This is a genomic window from Bradyrhizobium zhengyangense (genome assembly GCF_022012555.1).
Classification (GTDB): Bacteria; Pseudomonadota; Alphaproteobacteria; order Rhizobiales; family Xanthobacteraceae; genus Bradyrhizobium; species Bradyrhizobium zhengyangense.
Window position 1 is genome coordinate 744,092 of sequence record NZ_JAKLTZ010000004.1, and the last position, 22,072, is coordinate 766,163.

Consider the following 22,072-nt stretch of genomic DNA (forward strand, 5'->3'; position numbering starts at 1 on the left):
CCGGCGGCGAGTGCAGCGCGAATGGCTGGGTCGAGGTCCTGGGATCGCGCCGGTCGGTTAAAGCCTCCGGCGAGACGTGCAGCAAGCAGTGGAAGTGTGAAAATCTGCAGCCCAGAATCCGCTCGCTGTGCGGCAGCGATCCGCGCTGTACGGAATGCAAGCGGCCCTTCGACAACTATCGATCGTCGACTCATTTCCCCTCAGCCGCGACGCTATCATCGCCATGTTCGAAAGTTGCCGGCGTAATGCGAACCTGAGCCGCTCGCCCCTCCTCATGGAACCACAAATCTCTAATTCTCGCGTCATCGCTTGCAGGCAAAGGATTTGCGTCGCGCACGCGAAAGGTCGTGGGAAGGTTCACGGAGGTGCCGAAGACCAGCGCATGCTGCTTCGGAAGCGACGGGAGCCGCTTCAGGACCGCCTCGGAGATGAACGGGGTCATCTGCCGTATATGAGCAAGGTCGTCGGGATTCTGGATTCGATGGATGACGAAATTCGAGCACTGCGAAAGAATGGTCTTCGAGAGTTCACTGGGCCTCTGCGAAGCGGCGAGAATGAACAGCCCGTACTTTCGCCCTTCCTTGGCAATCCGCTCGTAAACTCTGCTGGCGTCTATGGCATAGCGGGATGGCTTCTCCGCGATGTATCGATGCGCTTCCTCAAGAAGCAGATGGATCGGAAACCGATTGCGTGGATCTGCTTGTCGGAGCAGCCGAAAGGCCATTCTAGCGAGCACTGACGCTACGAGCTCGACAACCTCATCCTCCACCGCATTCATGTCGATGATGACGATCTGGTTGCGTTTGACCCAACCCGCTCCGTCGCGTGCCAAACCGAGGAGCTGCTCAAGGAAGTTTTCGAGCGACGGCCCAGCTTGGCTTCCTTGAAGGTCGTAGCGCAGGAACGCATATTCAGGTCGCTCCTCGAGCGACTTAAAACGCGTCAGCATCTGCGAGCAGTAATCTCGGATCTGACGGTTACCGTGAGCCTCCTCGTATAGGATCGCCAGATCGAGCGCCTCTCCCAACGCGGAAAACTCAAAGGGAAGGTTGGCATATGCCGGGAATTTCAAACCTTCGATGATAAATCCGCCGCCATTGGCGTTTCCCAACAAATAGGTTGTTAAACCGGCAGGGTTGGCCATCTGGCCGAAGCCGATTTTGATGAATGGCGCGATCTTTTGATTGTTGATCTCCGGCGTGTTGAATCTTTGCAGCAGACCGACCATGCGATCGTGTTTTGACGGACTGCCTGTGTCGTCACGAAGAATTTGGCTCAGGCAGGTTGCCAGAATGTGGTTCTTGATCCCCTTCAGCTCCGCCGCGCTGCCCGCTGAGAACAATGTTGCCAGCCCGAGCGCCATGCGCAGTATCGGTAGTTGGGTGCGCTCGCTGGCCTGCAGAAGCAGCTCCCACTCTGACTGCTCCAGAAACCAATGGGGCAGACGAAAACGCTCCGTGCGTGCGGTGCCGTCCAGAATGACATGGTCCACGCCGATCTGCTTGCGCTTTGCGAGCGGCGACAGCGCCTTCGCATATTCTCCATTGACGTCGAATACGACGAACGTGGCACCGCGAGCATGGTGTTCTTCCGCCTTTTCGAACAAGGATTGGAGGACCGATGCGACCGTGCAGGACTTCCCGCTCCCTGTGTTTCCCAGGACGGCAGTGTGTCCGCCGAAGAAATCATCGATCCTGACCTTAACGTCGTAACCCTCGAATATGACGGACCGGCCGATCGTCAATGCGCGATAGCGGGTGGCATCAGGTGGCGTGGGTGGAACATTGTCGATCGGGGGTGTAGGCTCCGAAGGATGATCGGTTTCGAAGACTCGATCCAGTTCAGCGTCCAGCGCATACAGTGCGTCGCCGTAGAGTGACGGGAACACGGAGACGCCGAAGCGAAACCTTTCGCGCCGATCTTGAGGCAGCATCCCGACGGGAACGACATCGAGGTACTTCGCCGAAGAAGCCTTATCCAGCTCCCCTTCACTGCGACTAACATGACCAACGTCGCGCTCACGCAGGCCGACGACCTCGACAACCACGTACTCGGTTTGCACCGCGACCATCAGGAACGATCCGAGCCTGGCGACATAGTGAACGTCGTCGAATCCGACGACGGTGAAGTTGTCGGTGCCCGCATGCATCTCGATCACGAAACGGTCGGCCGCGACCGAGACCACCTTGCCGATTGCGCGCTTCCGATCGTCACGACTCATCGTCATCCTCCCCCTTCTGGGGAGCCGCGGCCTCCTTCTTCGGGGCCATCGCCTCGATCACCTTCCGAACGGCGTCATCAATGCGCTCGCTCGGGCGTTGCGGCATGAACTCTTCGATAATGGTGTCGAAGTAATGGGCTTTGCGTCCGGCGCTGCGTCCGGCACCCCCAATGATCCAAATTCGTGGATCATTTAGCGCGCGAAGCTTCGCAATCTCCCCGTCCAAATCTGGATCTACAAAGATCACGAGCCGGAACGTGGGAATCGTCAGGGCCTGATAGATGATATTGTTGATGTGCTCGTCGCCGAAGGCATACCCCATCGTAAATAGCACGCTCTGTTCGCGAACAATGCGTGACTGGAATTCCCGAAACAGATCGGCATAGGGAGACCCAAGGCTCGAATTCTGCTTGGCAGGCGTCGGATAGATCATCACCTTGCCCGGTTCTTTGGAGACGGCCGTTTCTCGGATCGGGAAAAGTCCGTGATCGTCCTCTGTCCAACTAATGGACCCATGAATCTTACACAGATAGACAAAGCCATCGACCGCAGACCACTTGCGGCTGGTGACATCGAGCTGTTCAGCGAGGGCGTACCGAAACGTCGCTGGATTGAACCGCCGTTCGACAACGCCGGAGAAGCCGTTCGTGTATGGCAGGCCGAGCCTATCCATTGCGGTCTCGTTGAAGAGATCGTAGTTCGTGGTGAACACCCAAGGACGCGGAAGAGATCGGTCGCGCAGCACAAGCTTGCGATAGAAGGATTCATAAAGGCCAACGACGGTATGGTCGCCATTCGCGAAGGCGCCGTTCGTGCATTTGGCCCAAAGAAATGTTTGAACCTTCTTGATGATCGATTCGACAGTCTTGAGTCTTGTGGCGGCATCACTCAGCGAACTGCGCACTAAGACGAAGCGCAGGCTGAAAAGAAGCTCCATCAGCCGCTCTAGGTTGCGCGCATACTCCGCGGCACCGAGGTCGATTCCAAACTGCTTCAACAGAGCATCACGTTCGTCGGCTGTCGGGAACGATTGATCCCCTTCCTTCGGTGCCGCCGTGAATTCCTTCGCGAGGGGCGCCATCGTTGGGATGCCGACCTCCTTGTCATTAGCCCACGACGAAGAACAGCCAGCTCCCAGGAGGAACGCCACATTTTTGGCATTCAGTGACTCAGCCAACGCCTTTCTGACAATATCCGCCCCATCAGGCCAATCATAATCAGCCTTCTCACCCTCGACGCCGCGAATAAACTTGAATGTGAGCTTCGATGGCTCCGTCTTGTCTGCATCCGCCACCGCATTCCCCCCAAATCTCTATTTCGCCGCCTCGTTTGCCCGGCGCGCGACATCTGCACTCCGCGCCATGAGGACCTCGAAGGTTTCAGCATCTTCCAACAGCAGACCGTCCTCGACCATGCGACCATAATCTTCTTCCAGCGCCTTCGCGGCATCACCGCCAGGCACGAGCTGCAAACCGCCATTCACGGCAGCCGCATAATCGATCGGACTTCGATCGGCCGCCCTCTCAACGAAGAACATGCCCTTGTGGCGCGCGACCGCGTTCGCCAGCTCCCTATCGGCGAAAGCCGCATCCGCCAGGCCGGCGTCATCCAGACGCGCTATGTCATGCCAGTGGCGTGCGAAGCGATCACCGCGCAGCCGCTGCTGGAGGCAGAAGACGTGGACAGCCGTCGCCTTCTCCCAGAAGGTCCGCTCGGCGTGCATCACGCGCGGCCGCGCTGTTGGGAACGTTACGCCTTCAACCAGGCCGGATGCATCGCATTTGATGTCGCGGAGGCTCGCCGGCTCGCCCGTTGATCGCGCCCCGAACTCCAGCATCACACTCGGTGCGACGTAGCCCGAGCCAGCGGTGGTCGCCTCGTAGTCGACAAACAGCTTCTCGCCTTCCACGCGGACGGCAGCCGCCAACGTCGCGGCAGCCAACGCGTCCGCGACGACCGGCTGCGCGGTGCCCGCCACCCAATCCGGCAAGCGCTTGCGCACCTCGCTCGACCAGCGCTTCTCCTCGCTACGTGTTTTCGGCAACGCCTCGCCGTTGCCGTCCACCAGGTCGGGCGCGATCGCCCGGATGTCGTAGGTCAGGTCGACGTCCTCGGAAAACCGCCGGATGACCCCATAGGCCTTCGACAGTGACGTGCCGCCCTTGAACACCAGATGCTCGCCGAGCGCCGACCCGTAGAGCGTGGCGAGCGCCCAAACCACCCACACATCCTTCTCGAGAAGGTGCGCCGGTCGTCCCGACTGATCGGCCGCGACGCTTAGCGCCTCGCGGCGGTCAGCGACCGGAAGGTGGAGAAAGGCGTCAGCCATGCGCCGCCTTTCCTACGCTGCGCGCGAGCCAGGTCGGAAGCTGCGGCGCTGCCGCGACCAGTTCGCTGAAAGTGGACGGCGAGAGCTTCCGCTTCAACGTTTTCAAGGCGGCTTCCGCTTTCTCCGGCCCAAGCCAGGCCAACGCCCGCACCGCCTCGCCAGCCGGCTTATGAGCCAGGGCGAGTTGCCAGCGCGGAGCATGACGAAGTTCGACAACCTGTTTGCCGAGATTCATCGTTCGGCTGCGGCCGGAGGTTAGATAGACCGACCGAACCGGCACCTGGGTCGTCAGGCCGAGAGTGTTGGCCGCCGCCGCCCCGCTCGGGACGATGACTTCGCCGCGCTGGTTGGCGAGCGCCTCGACCGCTTGCTGGACGGAGGGGGCCCTCGTTCCGAACCGGCTCGTGATGGGACGGAGATAGACGCCGCGACCGGCCCGGATCAGTTGGCCCCGCTCAGTCAGACGCGACAAAGCCTGATCCACCGCGGCGCGATTACCGAGGTGAAGCAAGCTCTTAGCCGCCACGGGCGTACCTTCCGGCAACCCTTCGGCATGCGCGAGAATCTGTTCGGTTAACCGTTGCATGGCCGTTCTCCTGTCAGAAATATACGCGGTTTTCTGACAGTTTTCAAGCCAGCGGACTTGCTGGGGAGCCGTCTATTTCGGCTAGATCAAGGGCGAACCCCTGTCGAGTAGACCATCCAGGAAATCCTCCCGCGAGCTGATCGGCCCCGCGAGCGTCGCAAGGATCAACGCCTCGACGATCTGGCGGGCCAACGACCGCGCCATCACCCGCTCTTTCGTCGAGATGGCGGTCATGGCTCGGCCGTGCAGGAATGCGCTTCGCACGTTGAAGAGCTGCTCATACTGATCGGCGAAGCGTCGATCGCCCAGCAGGCCGGCCACCCGTCCCCGAATTCTATTCGTGGCGCGCATCCCTTTGTGGCGGTCAGGCGCGATGCGAAAATTCTTCTGATAGTCCGCGCGCAAGCCGAGCGCCGCCTCGATCGTCGTGATGTGCGCAAGGAATTCATCCACGCCCTCGGCCAGGAACGCGCGGACGAGGAAGTGAGGGATCGGCGTCTCAAACAAAACCGATTGCTTCGCCTGCTCGACGGTCGTCCATCGGCTCTGGTCCCACACCGTCAGCTCGGTCTTTGCATCCTCTTCTAGGTGCAGCTCGACCGGGCGCTCTTCCTCGTATGTCCCGCCATAGCCATCGTCGTAGACCCGGTCCTCCCAGCTCAACGTGTCGGGGGACGGCGGCGAACTGGGACGAACGAAGATGTCGCTGTCGATCGTGTAGACCCATGGCACACGGAAGCCCCGCCAATCGACTTCCTGCATGGTCGACCAGCTCTCCCAGGGGGCCAGCAGGAGGAAGAACAGCGCTTCTTCCAAGGCAGTCGGGAACCGCCCTTGATGCGGTTCGACCCGCCCCAGATCTAGGCTCAGGTCCATGAACAGGACCGGGACCGCGCGTTCCTCCGGCTCCTGCTCGAGCACCACGACCTCCTCAACGATCAGCCAGTGGAATTCGGCGAAGCGCTCGGCATCGAAGTCCTGACGCGGATAAAGCCGCCTCAGCCGGCGCGCATCGATCACGCCGCGCAGCTCGTCGGCGCTCAACCGGCACACCCTGGCCGGACCGAATGCGTGCGGCGGCAGGTCGGCGGCAAGATCGAGCGGCGCAAGGTGAATGCGCCTGGCCCGGGTAGCGCGCAGCGCCGCGTCCAATCCCTTCGCCGCTTCCTCCACAGGCATGGCAAGATGGGCCGTGTCCTTCTGCAGGTGACATGGAAGGCCCAACGCCCGCAATGCCGTCGAGAGCGCGAAGTTCGGCCCCTTCTTGCCGGCGTTTGGGTAGTCGTCGCGGCAGATCTCACGCAGCCGCATGAAGGCCGGGTGCGCAAGAATATTGTCGGGCCCGGGCGGTCGTATGCGCCACAGGTCCGTCATCGCCATCAGCATCGCCATTCTCGGACCCGTCTCGCTCATCAGGAGATCCGGAGCCGCCGCAAAAGCTTGCCGAGGACCGCCTCGTACTCCTCGGGCTTGGAGAAATCGGCGTAGAGCTTGCCTTTCAAGAACTCTGGCAGCTCACATTCCTCGTAGAGCAGCGGCAGCACGACCACCTCGCCGCTCGCGATCTCGCGGTTCATCGCCACGTCGAGCTCCTTCTTCACCCAAGGAGCGCCGATCGACTTTTTCGACAGGACGACGGCGATGTAGCGGCTGAGCTTCATCCCCTCTTCGATCTTGGCGATCAGCGAGTCCCCGATGTCGATTTCGGCCTCGTCCAGCCACACATGCTCTACGCCATGAGCGAGCAGATCCTTGCGAAGCTGGCGCACGAAGGGTTTGTCGACGCCAGTATGGCTCAGGAAGATGCCGTGATACTTCTCATGCGCCGGATCGGCCTTCTCCAACGCGAGGCTGTCGCGAACGAGCTGGTTCTGGGCTTCCTGCGACGTCGGCGGCGTCAGCAGCCAGCCCGTCGGGGTGCCGAGCATCAGCTGACCGCCGAGGCTGTAGCCCTCCGGCGTCGCGGCGATCGACCCATAGCCTTCGCCGGGATCGGATAGGCACAGCGTCCAGCCGCCGGTCCGCGACAGAACCTCGAAATAGCGCGCGAAGGGGCTGTCGAGATCGACCGGCCCCATCCTGCGCCCCTTCTTAATGAGAAGCTCCGAACGCTTTACGAAACTCGCCACTTTCGGCGCCACATATCCAAGATGGGTTTCGCGATAGCCGAAGAAGTTCACCCGCTTCGGCTCGGACAGGCACCAAACGACCGTCGCGCCACCCGCAATCGCGGCCTCCATCTCCTTGCGTCGGTCCTCGCCATCGAAGGCGGAGTCGAGGTCGTAGCGGTCATTCTGCCCCTTCAGCTTGCCCAGCTCGTAAAGTTCGTTCGAAAACTCTCCGGCCTTACCGAACAGAAAATGCGTGTAGCTCTCCGGATTGATGATGATCGTGTCGTATTCGTAGAGCGGATAGGCCGCCCGCTCTCGATCGACATCGGGCTGGCAGAGCCCGAGATTTTCGATCTCCACGCCATCGATCTTGTCGCCGGTGTAAGTCAGCCCGACAGTCAGCACCCGTTTCACGTGTCGTTCCTTTCCGCCGCCTGCTTGGCCGCCTCTCTAGCTTTCACTTCCAAAACCTCGCCGCGGCTGCCGACGAGCGCGATCTCGATGCCGGCCAAGGCGCACCGCGGCGCGAGCCGCTCGGCCAGGCGCAAGGTGCCGTCCGTCAGCGGAACCACGGCCACCTGACGCCCCTGCGATGGCGTGGCCATCAGCAGGCCTACGGTCTCGCAAAGACCCCGGTAGAGCCGCGACAACTGGCCTGGATGCCGCGCGTTGATAATGCCGCCCTTGCATTCGGCCGAGATGACGTGGTCGCCGATATTCGCGACGACATCACCGAGCCCGGACTTCGGGTTGACGGTGATCGTCTGGCCCGCCGGATTTCGATAGACTCCGCCATAGGCGGTGCTACCGACGCCGGAGACCTTGGTGAACGCTCGCCGCCCCAGCCAGCCCGCGAAATCGAACTGCTTTCCGTGCTCGCCGTCGGGATGGACACGGACGTCCCGTGCGCCCTGCGTGCGGAGCAAGTGCATCGCGTAGGCGACCATCACCGCGCCCTCATACAGATGATGTTCGTGGGCGCCGTCCGATTTTCCGGCGCGGTTCGGCGGCGGCTCGAGCGCCGTCACGAGATCCTCGAAATCCAATCCAGCCTCCCCGCGATATCTGCGGACGCGCAGCGCGCACCATTGACAGGAGCTTATAACCGGCCATATTTGCCCGGTAAAGGAAGGCCTGTCATGTTTACCTATAGCCCCGAAAAATTTGCGTCGCTCTACGCCTCCGAACTTGGCCAGCGCATCTGGGCCTTTCTCACGCGGCCCGAAAACGTCGCCCGCCTGGAGACCGCGTCCGAACTCGGCAAGCCCGCGGTCGAAGGCATCGAGGAGCAGCTCCTGGCGGAATTCCGCGAGGAGGTCTTGGCCGACCGCGTGAAGCAGATGGTCGGCCATATGGTGCGGCAGATCCTGGAGCAGCGAGATTGGGTGCTCGACCAGACCGATGTGAAAGTTCAGTCGGTGCCCTTCAGCAAGGCGGCACGCTATCGCCGGCCTGACTGGTTCACCTTTCACGCCTTCCGCAACAGCAGTGATCCGCGCGACGTCGTTATCACCGATCGCCGGCAAAATCCGACGCTGCCGAACGGCGCGCGCTGGACCTTCTACGCTACCTTCGCCAGCCCGCTAAAAGCGGCGGTGGCGTTCGGCGTCAACGACATCAAGCAGCTTCGTCAGCAGGTCCATTCGCACGGCTTCCACCGTGTTCGCATCGAGCGGATGCTGCGCCGGGCATGAGACGAGCAGATGATGACTGATCTATTCGATGTCGACGGCGCCAATCTCGATCGCGGGTTTGAAAACCTGAAAGCCGCCGAGCTTCCGATCGAGCAGCAGCTTCACGCCATGCTGCAAGAGATGTGGGGGCGTTACGAGCCTTATGCCGACCCCGACTTTCGGCAGGGTTTCGCACGCGATGTCGATGGCCGATTTTGGGAGATGTATCTGGGCTGCACGCTGCTCGAGGCGGGCCGCACCCTGCTTCCCGTCGTCGAGCGCCAGCGCGAAGGCGGTCAGCCGGACCTCTGCGTCCTGGAAGATGGCCGCCGAATCTGGATCGAGGCCATTACCCCAGATGAAGGCGCACCGGGTCCTGACCAGATCGTGCGTCCGGTCCCCCTCAACGAGGGCGGCGGCCTCTTCGCCGCACCGATCCGTCAGGCGCAGTTGCGCACGTCCGGGGCGTTCTGGACCAAGGCGCAGAGGATCGCGCGCTATCTCGAACAGGGTGTGATCGGCCCGGAAGACACGAGGATCATCGCGATCAGTGCGAGCCGCTTCGGCGTCTATGTCGCCGACCAGCCGTTGCCGCTGATCATGACCACGTTATTTCCGATCGGAGATGCCTACATCACCATCGATCGCGAGACCGGCAACGTCGTTGACGAAGGATTTCACCCGGCCCCCTTCATCGACCGCGAACGCAATCCGATCCCGCGCACGGCGTTTCTCGACGAGCGTTTCGCTGACATCTCAGGTGTGATCTGGTCGCGCGTTGGCCTCGGCAACCTCTCGCGTCGAAGCCGCCCGCTGACCTATGTCCACAACCCCTTGGCGCAGGTTCCGCTGGCGACAAGCTGGGGCGTCTGGGATCGCGAGTTCGTCATCACGCCGCGCGGCGACGAGTGGGAGGCCAACGACATTCTGGCGCAAGCCGCAGCGGAGGCATCATGACGATGCGCCCGAGTGCCCGCGTCTGGCGCCTTCCGTTCCGTGAGGTTGATCATGGCCGTCGGCGATGAGCAGCGACTGATCACGCCGATCAGCCAGCGGCAGTTTGAGCTCTATGCGCTGTCGCTCGAACGTGGGCCCAATTTTGATCCCGCGCAGATCTTCGGGAGCTATCAAGCCGGACACGGCAGCGCGAGCGGCTGCATCCTCCTCGATCCGGAGCGCGGGACCTTCACCGCCCTGGCCTTGCGCAGGCGTGTCGATCATCGCTGGGTCCGCGTCGATGAAGGCGGCCCCTATCCCACTCCCGAAGCCGCGCTGGATCAGCTCACCATCAGCATGCGCGCTGGCGAGCCGCCCGAGCCATTGCCGCCGGGCGCACGGCGACGGCCGCTTCTGCTGAAGACCGGATCGCGAGGCACATCGCCGGAGTTCGACCTGCTGACGAGCACGATCAGCCATTTCCCGGCGCTGATGGCGGTCGGCGAATGCTACCTCGCGCTTCCCAATCCGGATGCCAATTTCGTCCCCGATCTGCAGACCAGCAATTTCGCGTCCCGCCTCTTCGAACTCTATCTTCTTGCCTGCTTCCGCGAGCAAGGCCTGATCGTCCGGCAGAAGCATGTCTCACCGGACTTCCTGATCGAGAACGATGGCGCCGCCTGCTGGATCGAAGCCGTGACCGCGAATTCCGAGACGCCCCGCTCCGGCGGGATCGGGGACTGGGTGCATGCTCCGGTCGATCGAAATGAACGCTTAACCGGCGCGCCAGCTGAGCGCTTCGCCAAGACGCTGCGCGGCAAGCTTCAGCGCAACTATCATGAGCTGGATCATGTAAAGGGGATACCCTTCGCTCTGGCGATCGCTGACTTCTATGAATCCGGCTCGATGGTTTGGAGCCGCGAGGCTTTGCCGACCTATCTCTACGGCCTGCGGGCAGATGTCGAAGGCGAAGGCGCCGGGCGACGTGCGATCGGCACGCCGATCAACAATCTTACGGGCAGGCACGGCATTCCGGCCGGGCTATTCCGCGATCCCGACTTCGCTCACCTCTCTGCCGTCATCTTCAGCAACGCGGCGACGCTCGCCAAATTCAACCGCATGGGCTTTCTCGCTGGATGGCGGCCGCCGGGCCTCACGATGACCCGCCGCGGCATTCTCTTCGACCGAACGCCGGGCGCGCTGGAGCCCATTGATTTCGATCTGTCGGTCGACAGCGCCGAATACCAAGCGCTCTGGCCTTGGGGCGAAGCCTGGTGTCAGGAACTGGAGGTCTTTCACAACCCACAGGCGACGCACCCCATTCCCTTCGATCTCATACCCGGCGCGACCCATTGGTTCGAGCGCGGCGGCGACGTCGAGTGCAACACCATGTGGGCGAACTCGGTCATTTCATCGATCACTCATCTGCGCATGGCCGGCGCGCAAGGCGAAAGCGAGCGGCCATGATCTGCCCGCCATGCATGCGTCGCCGTCCTCGCCCATCAAAGGAGCATCGTTGAACATGGAAACGGAACCATCCGACCGGACCATCGTCCTCCATCTCCTGCGCGGGGCTGTACCCGAGCGCGCCGACGAGATCAGCGGCCTATGGAGCCAGTATGGTCATGGTGTGGAAGTCGCGCCGAGCACCAAGGGCGTGACGATGAAGGCCGATGACAAGCGCATCCAGTTCGACACCAAGACGATCGACTTTTTCTGGCTGCTCGGCTTCAGCGCATGGCGTGCCATCGAGGTGTATTCGCCGGCCCTGCTGGTGGCGACATGGACCGGAATGCCGCTTGATCAGGCCCTCAAGATCGATGCCGAACGGGGGCAATACGAATTCGATTACAAGCAGCGCGTCAGCACCGCTCAATCGCTCATCGCGGCCGAACAGACCGCACAGATTTCCTGGCCTGCGGACATCCCCGAGCCGACCGCTGACCGCGACAGCTTGGGAGATGTCCAGCACAAGACGATGTTCGACCTCGTCGCGTTTGCCCTGGCCTTCGCGCTGCTGCACGAATTCCGGCACGTCATGTATTGCGCCGACAAGAGCGCACCGTCGACACTGCCCGAGGAGGAAATCGGCTGCGATAACTGGGCCCGCGAGTTCATGACCAGCGGCCTCGCCGCCTATGCGAAGGAGCATAGGACAACTACGCTCAAGTCCAGCAGAAGCGCGCGATGGGAATAGCGCTCGCCGCCGTGATCATCCATGCGATGACGCCGACCCACGCGCATTGGGGCAATCGGCAGTATCCACCGATCGCCGAGCGGCTGACGGCGATGATCGGAGGCTACAATCTGCCGCCCGGCTCGTCCTTCTGGCCCTTCACGGCCTGCCTTTTGATCACGCTGATGAGGCAGGAGGGCCGGCCGCTCGACATCATCGCGTACTCAAATCAGGAAATGGTCGAGGCCCTGCTCGACCGGCTCCGTTGACGCTGCGGGGAGCGCGACGTGCCGGTCTATTTCATTGGCGAAGATGAAAACGGATGCTCCCCGATCAAGATCGGCGTGGCGAAGAACATCGAGGCGCGCCAGCGCAACCTCCACACGGGGAATCCTTTGGAGCTGCGACTGCTCGGGTGGATCGAAGCGACCGACGCCTTCCAGCTTGAACGAGAGCTGCACAAGCATTTTGGATCGACCCATGTGCGTGGAGAATGGTTCGACATCGAGCCGGGTGACATCCTGGCCATTCTCAAGCGCGCCGGCCGCGCTGGATTTGTCGCCAAGAACGCCGATGCTTTCCAGATCGTCGGTTATGATCGCGACGCCATTCCCGAATACCTCGGCGTGTGGGAATGGGCCGATCTGGAAATCGACGAATGCTGCCCGTTCTGCGGATGTCTATGCGGCATGCATTTTCAGGAAGCCTCGCAGATGTACTATTGCATCCGATGCGACACGCTGACCGACTTTTCCGAGCTCGATCCGCGTGAGTATCCGCCGGACGAGTGATGTCCTGAAAGGCGGAAAGATGCCAATCCTGAGAAGCTGAAACCCGGCTTTGCGCTTCTGAGGGGAACGCCATCCCCTGCGGCCGGCCTTCGTCTCAGCCGCCCCCTTTTGCGGGGAGCCCCCGCAACGCCCCCTTCAGAGTGAGAGTGCGGACCGGCTTCGCCGTGACGGGTTGAGGGCTGAAAGAGGGGCCCCGGCGCCGGTCGCGGAGATCGGTGATGTCCAGAAAGACCTGACAAGCTCGGGCTGGCCAGGACCGGGCGAGCTATACGATGAACTTACCGACAATATCATCGCAGAACTTGAGGCCGGGCGCGTGCCTGGGTCCAACCTTGGAGGACGGCGGCTGCGAAGGCGCCACTTGCCAAACGCCGCGACCGGGCGGAATTATTCCGGGATCAACGTGCTGATCCTTTGGAGCGCCGCGGCACGGCTTTTCGGGCCAGAGCGGGCCCACCTTCCGCCAGGCGCTCGCGCTCGGCGGCAATGTCCGCAACGGCGAGCGCGGCACGTCCGTCGTGTACGCCGACCGATTCGTACCCGACGACGAGAAGCGGCGCGCCCGAGCAGGCGCGAGCGGCGATTGATTGCTGCGCAATCTTGCTATGCTCGGACCCTTCCCTCCTAGTGATTCGCGCCTGCCATGAGCATTTTATCAAGCGATCCGATTACTCAGCTCGCATTCTCGATGTTCGAGAGCAAGGGTGTCTATGCTTTGCTTCTCGGCTCTGGTCTCTCTCGTGCAGCCGGGATTCCAACTGGATGGGAAATCACTTTGGACCTAGTTCGACGAGTCGCGCTCGCGCAAGGCGTCAAGAATCAGTCCGATTGGGCGACGTGGTATCGCAAAACGTATGGTGCGGAACCCGATTATTCAGCGATTCTAGCAGGACTGGCGGCCTCGCCTGCCGAACGGCGATCCATCTTACATTCGTACATCGAGCCTGACGAAGACGATCGTGCAGAGGGTAAGAAACTTCCGACAGCCGCGCACCATGCAATCGCGGGCCTGGTTCGCGACGGGTATGTCCGAGTGATACTAACGACCAATTTCGATCGGCTATTAGAAAATGCACTGCGAGAAGTTGGCGTTGAGCCAACTGTCGTCACCTCCGTCGACAGCTTGTCAGGAGCCGAGCCGCTCACACATAGCCCGTGCTACGTGCTGAAGCTTCATGGTGACTACAAGGATGCACGCATCCTGAATACCGACGAAGAGTTAGGCGTGTATCCGCCGCAATACGATGCGCTGCTCGACCGCATTTTGGATGAGCACGGTCTTATAGTTTGCGGTTGGTCAGGCGAGTGGGATGACGCGCTACGGGCAGCATTGTTGCGCGCTCCTAACAGGCGTTACCCTACTTTCTGGAGCATACGGGGGAAAGTTGGGAGCGGCGCAGAGCCCATCATCAGTCAGCGTAAGGCTGTGACCATTCCGGTTGCCGACGCCGATAGCTTTTTTCTGAAGTTGGCCGAGCTGGTGAAAACACTCGCCGAGACTCGGAAGCAGAGTCCGCTGACGATTGATATCCTCGTCGGCTCTATCAAGCGGTACGTTGCGAGGCCGGAATTTCGCATTCGACTCGATGAAGTCATCACACAGGAAGTTAACAAGCTTTTCGACCGCCTCGACGCGAAGGAGCTCTCTCCGCAGGGTGTGTGGTCCGTTGAGGAATTCCGCCGACGCCTTAAACTCTATGAGGCCACTACCGAGCCGCTCGCGAAAGCCTTTGGTGTTCTCGGACGATGGGGGGATGACGCCGAGCTTGCACTCATTGCCGATACGATCCGCGGCGTCGTTGCCAGGGCGAACAAGGTGGGCAGCGGCCTGAATATATGGCTTGATCTAAGGACGTATCCGGCCGTTCTGCTCATGACTGCATATGGGCTCGGACTTGCGAGAGCAGAGCGTTGGAAGACCTTGCATGACCTGTTTTCTCTCTCGATGCCTAGGGACGAGCGGGACCCAAAACGTCTCGTGAATTCGCTCTTCCTGTGGGACTGGAGGGGGTCAGACGACAATCTCTGGAATAACGTTGAAGGTTTCACGACAGGCAACAACCGCCGAAAAACACCACTCAGCGACCATCTATTCGACGTATCCTTCGAGTGGGGCACGGCGTTTTTGGGCGTCCCCACAGACAATGCTCTGCTGTTCGATCGTTTTGAGGCGCTGGGGGCGTTGGTCCACCTTGAAGAGAACAGTGAAAGGGCACTGAAGGATCAACTGGAGAACGGCGACAGGAAGGCTAGGATGTCTGTCGGTCGCATCGGCTGGCGAAGCGAGGGGCGACGCTCAATAGAACACGAGCTGAAATCAACTCCTACCAGGCAACAACTGCTTAAAGCAGGGTTCGCATTGGGCAGTGAAGCATACCTCGATCTATTCTTGGAAAACCTATCACGGGTAGCACGATGGATGGAGTGGCGCTGACACTCCACCTGGCGATACCGGCCAGGGAGCAGCCGGACGATGTCTATACGCCTGAGAGAACTGTTTGCCTGTACGGAGCAAGGCGGCGCTTTCGTCGCCGAATCTGCCGATGGTCGACTCCTGCATATTGGCGAGGTGCCCTCCGGGCTCGCCTGCAACTGCGTCTGTCCCGGCTGCGGAAGGCGGATGGTTGCGAAAAAGGGAGATGTGCAGGCCCACCATTTTGCGCACAATGCTCAGCAAGATGGCCGGTCATGCGCGTCCGCCGGCGAGACGGCCCTGCATAAGTTTGCGAAACTCATTTTGGATGAGCGCCTGGAAATTACTTTGCCAGCGCAGGTCGTGGAGGAGCAGAAGGATCGCGAAGTTGTTGTCCGGGCGGCGAAGCGTACTTTCGATCGAGCGATCCTAGAAACCAAAGATGGGCAGATCGTTCCCGACGTCGTGCTGCTCTTACGCGATCGCAGGCTCATCGTAGAATTCAAGGTCACTCATCCGTGCGACTCAATAAAAATCGCCCGGATCCAAGCGATGGATGTCGGCGCAATCGAGATCGACCTCTCCCAGTACCGCGACCACAAGCTCAGCGAGATCGGAGACCGGATACTTTACGACGCGCCGCGAACATGGCTGCACAATCCGCGGGAACGTGAAGCGCGCGCACGCCTCGAAGTGAGAGCGCTACAGCGAGCAGAGGAGAGGCGGACGCAAATCGAAAATTACCGCGGCTCCTATCGCCATCGTTCACCGTCAGAATCCCCGGGAAGCGGGGCATGCGAATCTTCGGCCCGGAAAAACGGCCTCGCCGACCTCATCAATCTGCCGGTATATGGGGCTGGTTGCTTCACAGTGGCCGTTGCGGAATGGCAAGCGGCTATTCTGGAAGCATTGCTCGCTCCAACGAAAACGCCTTTCCGAACTCGAAATGGGCTCGCGGCACTCCGAAGCAGACGATGGCTCGACTCATCGTTTGCTGACATTTCGGACGAAATCGTATGTGGGGTGCGAGCGGCCGGGATTCCGTTCAACTCCCCCTTCCAGGCCGTCGAAGCATATCTAACGCAACTCGAGCGCCTTGGCTTCGTTCATTCGGATCCGACTGAGATTTGGCGGCCCTCACATACGCTACAGGCACGGATCGATAAGGCGCGCGAGCTCCGCGCGCGACCGGTCAAGCGTACGCGCGAGCTCCGTCAATTAGTTGAGGAGCTGATTGCCACTCTTCCAGCGGATGAGACCGCTGCTTTCGTATTTGAACAATGGTGGAGTTCAATGCTCCCGGAACGCGGCCATTCACCTCGTGATGCGATCGACTTCGATGAAACGAAGTGGCGATCGCTCACGAACGACCTGGATAATATCGCGACGCAAATCCGGTTCTCGCCGCGAGAACGCTTAGACCTTTTTGGGCTTCCCTACCACGGCGCCCTGGCGCGCGCACTTGAGCGCAAGCATGCAGAAGAAGCCGAACGTCAACGCGCCAATCAAGCGAAAATCGAGGCAGATAAAGCTGCCCGCGTCGCCGATCTGCAGCATCGCGCGCTTCGACAGATCGGGAGAGAAGCGGAACTCTGGCTCGTGACGACAAACTCTAACACTGGGGGACGCCCTCCCATCGAGGTCGCTTTGGATAGCGAAGCTGGTCACGAGGATGCGGTCCGCGCGCTCCATTACCGAGCAAGAGAGATTGAGGTTCAGCATCGAGCAAGCGAGCGGAAGGCAAAAGCCGTGGCGGAGCTCGCCGCGCTCGCCCAATCCCGGTATTACGACGACGAGCGAGCTAATTTATGGATGCGAGGCAGGAGGCGGGAATTAGGTGGTAAATCGCCGGAGGAGTTCACGGTTGATGATGCTACCCGGCAGCGGTGTAGTGAGCTGCTACCTACGAAACGTTCGCGTCGATAGGAACTCGGATGTTCTGTGTCAATACACCGCATAGAGACAATGAACCGGCCTTCTAAAAAGCACCACTTCGTACCACAGGCGCAGCTTCGAAATTTCTCTGCGGACGCGGAGCGCCGTTTTCTCTATGTGCTCGACAAACAAACGGATCGATCATTCCGAACTTCGATCCTCAACGCTGGCTCAGAGAACGACTTCAACACCATCAGTCTCGGCGCCAGCAAGTGGAACTTCGAAGATCTGTTCCAGGAAGTCGACACCCGGTCGGCTTTGCTTATTGCGGAGATCCTCTCGCGCAAATCGCTAGCCTGGCTATCCGAGGATGATCGGCTTGCTTTGGCCGACTTGTTCGCCACCCAGATGCTTCGCACGCATTTCAGTCGAACCACGCGGGCGCACCTCGCTGATCGTCTTCGGGAGATCACACGGCAGCTCGGCTACGATCCGGATCAGAATCCGACCATGGCGACGCCCCCCGATGCAGCACTGCGCCTCGGCGCAGTACGGACATTCCTTGATCGCAGCGAGCAGGTCGTCGCGCTTCTGCGCCTGTATCCCGCCTTATACCGAGCAAACGGGGACCATCGGTTCATAATCTCTGATCATCCCACCGCAGTGATGAATGCTTTTCCCTATGGGGAACTCGGACTTACTTCGCACGGCATACTAGTCGTCCTGCCGATCTCACCAGAGATTATGATTGCCTTGCACTGCCCGACAATTGTGAAGCGCTATGAGTTCGCTGAACAAGCGAGTCTCGAGGCAGATCAAAAGGAGCGAGTGTTCCGATACAGAGACGGCCTCAGGTCCGGCAATCCGATCGATATTGATGAAGATGCGGTCCTGTTCCTCAATCATCAGCAAACGGTTCATAGTGCGCGGTACCTCTACGCGGCCACCGACACATTCGATCGCGCGCGTGAAGCGTTGGAACAGCAACCTCACCTTCGGTCCGTCACGACACACCTTACGTTCGGCGAAATGGGACGGCCGTCTAAACGACATTCAGAGATGCAATCGGGAATACACCTCGTAGTACGCGGTCCTGCCGATCACGGGATCCTCACAATCGAGGAAATCGATCCTTCCGGAGAAGGGATCACCGCTCGGACCGGCCAGATCACATTGTTAGCCCAAATGGCATCGGATCAGGGCATGCTCCGTGTCGAACTCTACGTCGATGGACGCCCCATGCGCACCTTGGGCGCTGCCATGGTGGAGCCTCTTGGAAACACAGCCGATGGCTGGTTCCGCGTAGTTCACCGCGATGCCAGTTTGAGAGAGTTAGGCAAGCGTCTCGATCGCAACCGCTTGTAGCCTTCCATTTCCGGCGAGCAGGTCCCCGATATCAAACTTCGAGCAGTTGGCAGCACAGGCCTGTTCCACAGCATGCAGCGCAACCTCTCACGTCAAAAGCACTAGGTGACAATACAAGCGTCCGCGAGCCGCGCTTCCTCGTCCATCCGATTTGCACGCTACAGCACTCTGGACTTGGGGGCGGCATCAGGGGACCCTTTGTTTGGCATCGTAGACAATTTAGATCGATGCATGGCAATTGGGTTACGCGTAGATGGCGCCGAAACGGGTCAGCAGGAATCTCGTCAGCCACCACAACGGTAGGTCTTCTGGCGAGCCCGCACCGACAGCGTCGCGCCATGGATATGCGCATCTCACTCAGCGCGGTTTTGATCTTATCGGGGGATCATCGAAGCGCTTGCAGGGACTCATGGTTGAGAGTGATAACAACAAGCGGCGCCGGCTCGTCGAGTTCAAGGATGGTTGCCGCTATGGCAAATTTGGAAGAACTAAAGCTTATGAGCTGATCGCCCACGAGAGGATCAGGGCCTACAAGATGGGGGGCAAGACCATGATTGATCTCAACAGCATAGATGAATATCATGCTTCGCTGCCGAGGGTCGAAACGAGAGCAAGCTAGGCCGCCGATCTGCGCAGCCGCTAAGTCCTCACACTGCTGCCATGACCGAAAACACCGATAATGCTCCGTTCGACCCCGCGCTGGGGGCCATCGAACCGCACGCCGGAACGCTGACCGCACCGCCGGACGGGCAACAGCTTTACAAAATCATGACGATTGAGAACCTGCTCCGGTCGGTGAGCGGCGGATACCTCTATTTCAACCGGGTCGATAGCTACAAGGACTTCCGGAATGCCGACGGGCATGACGGTGAGCAGTTGCAACAAGATCGCGCCGCCAATGAGGCCGCCAAGTTCGAAAGGGCACCCGATTTCTCTGGGGCGGACTATTATGACCGCTGCCGAAACCGGACCTATGCGTGCTGCTTCTCGCTGGAGAACTCCGACTACATCTGGCACGAGTACGGGAACGGCAGCGCACATGGTAAAGTCGGCATCGCTTTCGATTTCGCGAAGCTGCGTGCCGTCATCAATGAGATCATGAGCGTCAGGAATGGACTGCTGTACCGGGGAAACGCCTGCAAGCAGATATTCTCCGTAAACTACGGAATCGTCGATTATTTGTCGTGGGAAGAGGTGCGGGAAAATATCGATCGGATGCCCAATCCGATCCGCTACACCTACGTCAAGGACAAGAGCTATGCTGATGAGCGCGAGTTGCGTATTTCGCTTTCGGCGATTGGCATGGGACATTTTGTCTTGGCCGATGGCACGAAAATGGAATTTGCCCCCGGACTCGAACTCGGCTTTGATTATCGAAAGGCCATGACAGATGGCACGATCACGGAGGTTTTTCCCGGCCCCGGCTGCGACCTCGATTTCCTCCGCGATGAACTCGGCAAGCTCGGCATCAAAGCGGTAGACGGCGCGGCCTAAAGGCTAGGCAGATAATCCAGCGGCACTTCGCCGCCGCTGTGCGTCCCAATCTATAGGTCTTGTTCGGGCGCCGGCTTCTTTAAACCGCGCGGCTCCAGTAATTCGGCGGGGGTTTCTTGCAGGCCACAGAATGCGCTTATCCGGTGATTACCGTCGAGGATGCTCAAGCCATCGGGAAGCCTTATCGCAACTAGCGGCTTTTCGAAGACGCCATTCTTCATCAGGTAATCGGCCCCCCTCTTGAATCGCCTCCCGGTCTCCTCATCAATGGTGCCGCTTGCTTTCTCCATCAATATCTGCGCCACAATGACCTTCGTACCCTGGCAGAGATTTGCAAAGCCACAGTCAGTCGTTTCGCGCTTCCAGCTAACCTCTCGCCACCATGAAAGGGGCCTGTATCCAAGGATGGCTGCCCATGCGTGATTGCCGAGCGGCTCCGGCGGCGGCCAACCCGTATCGCCAGCGCTGCGGTTTGCGAGGTAGAACAGCCACAGTTCAATGACTGCATCGGGCCAATGCGGAAGATAGCGCTTTATATCGGCTAGAGATACCTCCGGCGGTCGCCACTTCTTCTTCAGAATCTCGGCGAGTTCTATAGCTTCGAGCAGCGTTAAGCTCCACAATTCCTCGACGAGCTTCGGCACATCAGCCATGGCATGATCCTGCGGTCATGATTTCATTACCACTATCACGCAAACGCCAAACGGAGGCGCACGGCGGCTTTCTGCTTTCCGGTTGCCGACGTGCCCTCATCGTTAAGCAGGGTCGAGGCGATCGAGCGGAAGCCGCGGGCGTAGTGGTCGCTGCCGGCGCTTTCAGTGTTGGTCTGGCCAGGCGCAACCGACTCGCCCCGAAGTCGTTCAACACGAGGTACGTATCTCGCTCGGCATCGTGGGGCAAAGTGTAAAGACTACGCATGACAAGGCGCTCCCTTGACCTCGCGATATCAAGTTTGGGCGATCCTATCGGGATTCGAGTCGGAGCCGGGTTCGATTCCGGTCGTGGCGCTTGTGGAGACCAGAACGGCATGGGGCGCGCCTGCTGCCGGGGAGCCTGCTGGCTTATTTTTTGCCAGCGAGTACCGCGCGTCTCAGCTTGCTGGTATTTCTGCTGGTATCGGCAGCAATCCGTGACTAAAATCGCCATAAATTCGGATAGTTAAGGAAATAGGTGACTGCCGGCCAGGGGCACCATTCCTGAACAGATTTACGAACCGGGGTTTTCGGTTCGCCGTTCGGGCCGAGCGTTGCCCTGATATTGTCATTTGAGCCGATGCTGCGGATGGTGCGGTCGCGCGAGATGGCCGTTTGTTAGCTAGCACCGCCGCCGCGCGCTGATACAAGCCCTGCCTTTGCCGTCACTTCTTGAGGACGCCTGCAGTAGTTGCCGCCGTCTGAAGCGCGCTCGCGACGTCCTTGGCGATCGGGGCCAGCGGTGTTGCGATCAGGCCGGTGACCAGGAAGAAGATCAGGTTCTCCTGCGAGTGTCCCCAGATTGACATGCCGGCGATTTCGCTCAGCACGACCGACGTCCCCATGGCGAGAGTCTTTGCGGCGTTGCGATATTTCTGATCGCCGCGCTCATAGGCTTCATCGATCACGGCCGTGAGCACGGATTCGAACTGCGCGAGAGCACCGGTGTTTTCGGCCGCGGCGGCCCCCCCGTCGGCCTTCTTCTGTGCCGCCGACAGCAACGCGCCGGCATCGACCGCCGCGACATTGGCGAGCGCCGCTGCATTGGCCGGCGACAAGCTGAGCTGAATGAGCGATTTGGCCTTGGCCTTCTGGTCAGGCTTGGCCGCGCCGTTCAACCAGTCGCCTTTCAGGGTTCGCAGGATCGCGTGCTTGCCGAAGGGCGCCGCGTTCGAGGCGATCGCATCCAGGAATGGGGCGAGCCCGTCTTCGATGAAGCCGAACCCGAAATTGGACGGTCCGCCGCGAAACATCTTTGTCGTGTCGACCAATCCCATGGACGCGCCACCGAGCGCGCCGATGGCTGTGACGAGATTCGCGAGATTCGACACGCTGCCGTTAAGCAGCGCTTGGATGACGCTCGTGGATGGGGTGACGTCCATTTTTCTCTCCAGGTCGACGGGGACCCTG

Annotated in this window: 20 protein-coding genes and 1 pseudogene; 12 read left to right on the forward strand and 9 right to left on the reverse strand. The window is 60.2% G+C overall.

Features of this window, described 5'->3' with window-relative positions; genetic code table 11:
• Window positions 1-190: 190 nt before the first annotated feature.
• From L6639_RS19040 to L6639_RS19070, 7 genes are all read right to left on the reverse strand, one after another.
• On the reverse strand, window positions 191-2,221 hold the full coding sequence (locus L6639_RS19040; RefSeq protein ID WP_006022643.1) for an ATP-binding protein: 2,031 nt from the start codon (window positions 2,219-2,221) through the stop codon (window positions 191-193).
• Window positions 2,211-3,515: an SIR2 family protein gene (locus tag L6639_RS19045; RefSeq protein WP_006022644.1), complete on the reverse strand. Its 1,305-nt coding sequence runs from the start codon at window positions 3,513-3,515 to the stop codon at window positions 2,211-2,213. Before L6639_RS19045 ends, L6639_RS19040 begins: the two co-directional genes overlap by 11 nt.
• Before the next feature lie 18 nt (window positions 3,516-3,533).
• Window positions 3,534-4,550, reverse strand: a complete 1,017-nt coding sequence (locus L6639_RS19050) for a nucleotidyl transferase AbiEii/AbiGii toxin family protein (protein WP_006022645.1) — start codon at window positions 4,548-4,550, stop codon at window positions 3,534-3,536.
• Complete coding sequence (locus L6639_RS19055) at window positions 4,543-5,136, reverse strand: DUF6088 family protein (RefSeq protein WP_006022646.1); 594 nt, start codon at window positions 5,134-5,136, stop codon at window positions 4,543-4,545. Before L6639_RS19055 ends, L6639_RS19050 begins: the two co-directional genes overlap by 8 nt.
• 81 nt (window positions 5,137-5,217) lie before the next feature.
• Window positions 5,218-6,549: a hypothetical protein gene (locus L6639_RS19060; protein WP_006022647.1), complete on the reverse strand. Its 1,332-nt coding sequence runs from the start codon at window positions 6,547-6,549 to the stop codon at window positions 5,218-5,220.
• Window positions 6,549-7,661 carry a toll/interleukin-1 receptor domain-containing protein gene (locus tag L6639_RS19065; RefSeq protein WP_006022648.1) on the reverse strand — a complete coding sequence of 371 codons (1,113 nt, stop codon included), beginning with the start codon at window positions 7,659-7,661 and terminating at the stop codon, window positions 6,549-6,551. Before L6639_RS19065 ends, L6639_RS19060 begins: the two co-directional genes overlap by 1 nt.
• Entirely contained in the window at window positions 7,658-8,293 is a 636-nt protein-coding gene (locus L6639_RS19070) for a hypothetical protein (RefSeq protein WP_006022649.1), read from the reverse strand. The genes L6639_RS19065 and L6639_RS19070 overlap by 4 nt, the downstream gene beginning before the upstream one ends.
• A gap of 93 nt (window positions 8,294-8,386) precedes the next feature.
• On the opposite strand from L6639_RS19070, the gene L6639_RS19075 reads away from it, so the two are divergent.
• The 12 genes and pseudogenes from L6639_RS19075 (at window position 8,387) to L6639_RS19130 (ending at window position 19,970) form a co-directional block, all read left to right on the forward strand.
• Window positions 8,387-8,941 (forward strand): hypothetical protein, encoded by a 555-nt coding sequence (locus L6639_RS19075; RefSeq protein WP_006022650.1) that lies wholly within the window; start codon window positions 8,387-8,389, stop codon window positions 8,939-8,941.
• 12 nt (window positions 8,942-8,953) lie between these two features.
• Window positions 8,954-9,877 carry a hypothetical protein gene (locus L6639_RS19080; RefSeq protein WP_024337236.1) on the forward strand — a complete coding sequence of 308 codons (924 nt, stop codon included), beginning with the start codon at window positions 8,954-8,956 and terminating at the stop codon, window positions 9,875-9,877.
• 51 nt (window positions 9,878-9,928) lie between these two features.
• On the forward strand, window positions 9,929-11,323 hold the full coding sequence (locus tag L6639_RS19085; RefSeq protein WP_006022652.1) for a hypothetical protein: 1,395 nt from the start codon (window positions 9,929-9,931) through the stop codon (window positions 11,321-11,323).
• A gap of 49 nt (window positions 11,324-11,372) precedes the next feature.
• Window positions 11,373-12,053, forward strand: a complete 681-nt coding sequence (locus L6639_RS19090) for a phage exclusion protein Lit family protein (RefSeq protein WP_158267765.1) — start codon at window positions 11,373-11,375, stop codon at window positions 12,051-12,053.
• A complete protein-coding gene (locus tag L6639_RS19095; RefSeq protein ID WP_006022654.1) occupies window positions 12,044-12,301 on the forward strand; it encodes a hypothetical protein in 258 nt (85 codons plus the stop codon). The genes L6639_RS19090 and L6639_RS19095 overlap by 10 nt, the downstream gene beginning before the upstream one ends.
• A gap of 18 nt (window positions 12,302-12,319) precedes the next feature.
• Complete coding sequence (locus L6639_RS19100) at window positions 12,320-12,823, forward strand: GIY-YIG nuclease family protein (RefSeq protein ID WP_006022655.1); 504 nt, start codon at window positions 12,320-12,322, stop codon at window positions 12,821-12,823.
• A gap of 316 nt (window positions 12,824-13,139) precedes the next feature.
• A pseudogene (locus L6639_RS19105) lies at window positions 13,140-13,410 on the forward strand (ArdC-like ssDNA-binding domain-containing protein).
• A 56-nt stretch (window positions 13,411-13,466) separates the two neighbouring features.
• Window positions 13,467-15,257, forward strand: a complete 1,791-nt coding sequence (locus tag L6639_RS19110; protein ID WP_006022656.1) for an SIR2 family protein — start codon at window positions 13,467-13,469, stop codon at window positions 15,255-15,257.
• Window positions 15,258-15,296: 39 nt separating this feature from the next.
• Window positions 15,297-17,162, forward strand: coding sequence for a competence protein CoiA family protein (locus tag L6639_RS19115; RefSeq protein WP_006022657.1), 1,866 nt, complete (start codon window positions 15,297-15,299; stop codon window positions 17,160-17,162).
• 39 nt (window positions 17,163-17,201) lie between these two features.
• Window positions 17,202-18,476 carry a DUF4238 domain-containing protein gene (locus tag L6639_RS19120; RefSeq protein WP_006022658.1) on the forward strand — a complete coding sequence of 425 codons (1,275 nt, stop codon included), beginning with the start codon at window positions 17,202-17,204 and terminating at the stop codon, window positions 18,474-18,476.
• 253 nt (window positions 18,477-18,729) lie between these two features.
• Window positions 18,730-19,095 carry a hypothetical protein gene (locus tag L6639_RS19125; protein ID WP_237863170.1) on the forward strand — a complete coding sequence of 122 codons (366 nt, stop codon included), beginning with the start codon at window positions 18,730-18,732 and terminating at the stop codon, window positions 19,093-19,095.
• A gap of 41 nt (window positions 19,096-19,136) precedes the next feature.
• Window positions 19,137-19,970, forward strand: a complete 834-nt coding sequence (locus tag L6639_RS19130; protein ID WP_006022660.1) for a DUF2971 domain-containing protein — start codon at window positions 19,137-19,139, stop codon at window positions 19,968-19,970.
• Window positions 19,971-20,020: 50 nt separating this feature from the next.
• On the opposite strand, the gene L6639_RS19135 is transcribed toward L6639_RS19130, so the two are convergent.
• On the reverse strand, window positions 20,021-20,623 hold the full coding sequence (locus tag L6639_RS19135) for a hypothetical protein (RefSeq protein ID WP_006022661.1): 603 nt from the start codon (window positions 20,621-20,623) through the stop codon (window positions 20,021-20,023).
• A 704-nt stretch (window positions 20,624-21,327) separates the two neighbouring features.
• Window positions 21,328-22,044 (reverse strand): hypothetical protein, encoded by a 717-nt coding sequence (locus L6639_RS19140; protein WP_237863171.1) that lies wholly within the window; start codon window positions 22,042-22,044, stop codon window positions 21,328-21,330.
• Window positions 22,045-22,072 lie beyond the last annotated feature (28 nt).

Bases quoted from the DNA above. Each gene is read 5' to 3' on its own strand.
- L6639_RS19040 (WP_006022643.1), bottom strand. From the start codon at position 2,221: ATGAGTCGTGACGATCGGAAGCGCGCAATCGGCAAGGTGGTCTCGGTC.
- L6639_RS19050 (WP_006022645.1), bottom strand. From the start codon at position 4,550: ATGGCTGACGCCTTTCTCCACCTTCCGGTCGCTGACCGCCGCGAGGCG.
- L6639_RS19055 (WP_006022646.1), bottom strand. From the start codon at position 5,136: ATGCAACGGTTAACCGAACAGATTCTCGCGCATGCCGAAGGGTTGCCG.
- L6639_RS19060 (WP_006022647.1), bottom strand. From the start codon at position 6,549: ATGAGCGAGACGGGTCCGAGAATGGCGATGCTGATGGCGATGACGGAC.
- L6639_RS19075 (WP_006022650.1), top strand. From the start codon at position 8,387: ATGTTTACCTATAGCCCCGAAAAATTTGCGTCGCTCTACGCCTCCGAA.
- L6639_RS19080 (WP_024337236.1), top strand. From the start codon at position 8,954: ATGACTGATCTATTCGATGTCGACGGCGCCAATCTCGATCGCGGGTTT.
- L6639_RS19085 (WP_006022652.1), top strand. From the start codon at position 9,929: ATGGCCGTCGGCGATGAGCAGCGACTGATCACGCCGATCAGCCAGCGG.
- L6639_RS19095 (WP_006022654.1), top strand. From the start codon at position 12,044: ATGGGAATAGCGCTCGCCGCCGTGATCATCCATGCGATGACGCCGACC.
- L6639_RS19110 (WP_006022656.1), top strand. From the start codon at position 13,467: ATGAGCATTTTATCAAGCGATCCGATTACTCAGCTCGCATTCTCGATG.
- L6639_RS19115 (WP_006022657.1), top strand. From the start codon at position 15,297: ATGTCTATACGCCTGAGAGAACTGTTTGCCTGTACGGAGCAAGGCGGC.
- L6639_RS19120 (WP_006022658.1), top strand. From the start codon at position 17,202: ATGAACCGGCCTTCTAAAAAGCACCACTTCGTACCACAGGCGCAGCTT.
- L6639_RS19125 (WP_237863170.1), top strand. From the start codon at position 18,730: ATGGCGCCGAAACGGGTCAGCAGGAATCTCGTCAGCCACCACAACGGT.
- L6639_RS19130 (WP_006022660.1), top strand. From the start codon at position 19,137: ATGACCGAAAACACCGATAATGCTCCGTTCGACCCCGCGCTGGGGGCC.
- L6639_RS19135 (WP_006022661.1), bottom strand. From the start codon at position 20,623: ATGGCTGATGTGCCGAAGCTCGTCGAGGAATTGTGGAGCTTAACGCTG.
- L6639_RS19140 (WP_237863171.1), bottom strand. From the start codon at position 22,044: ATGGACGTCACCCCATCCACGAGCGTCATCCAAGCGCTGCTTAACGGC.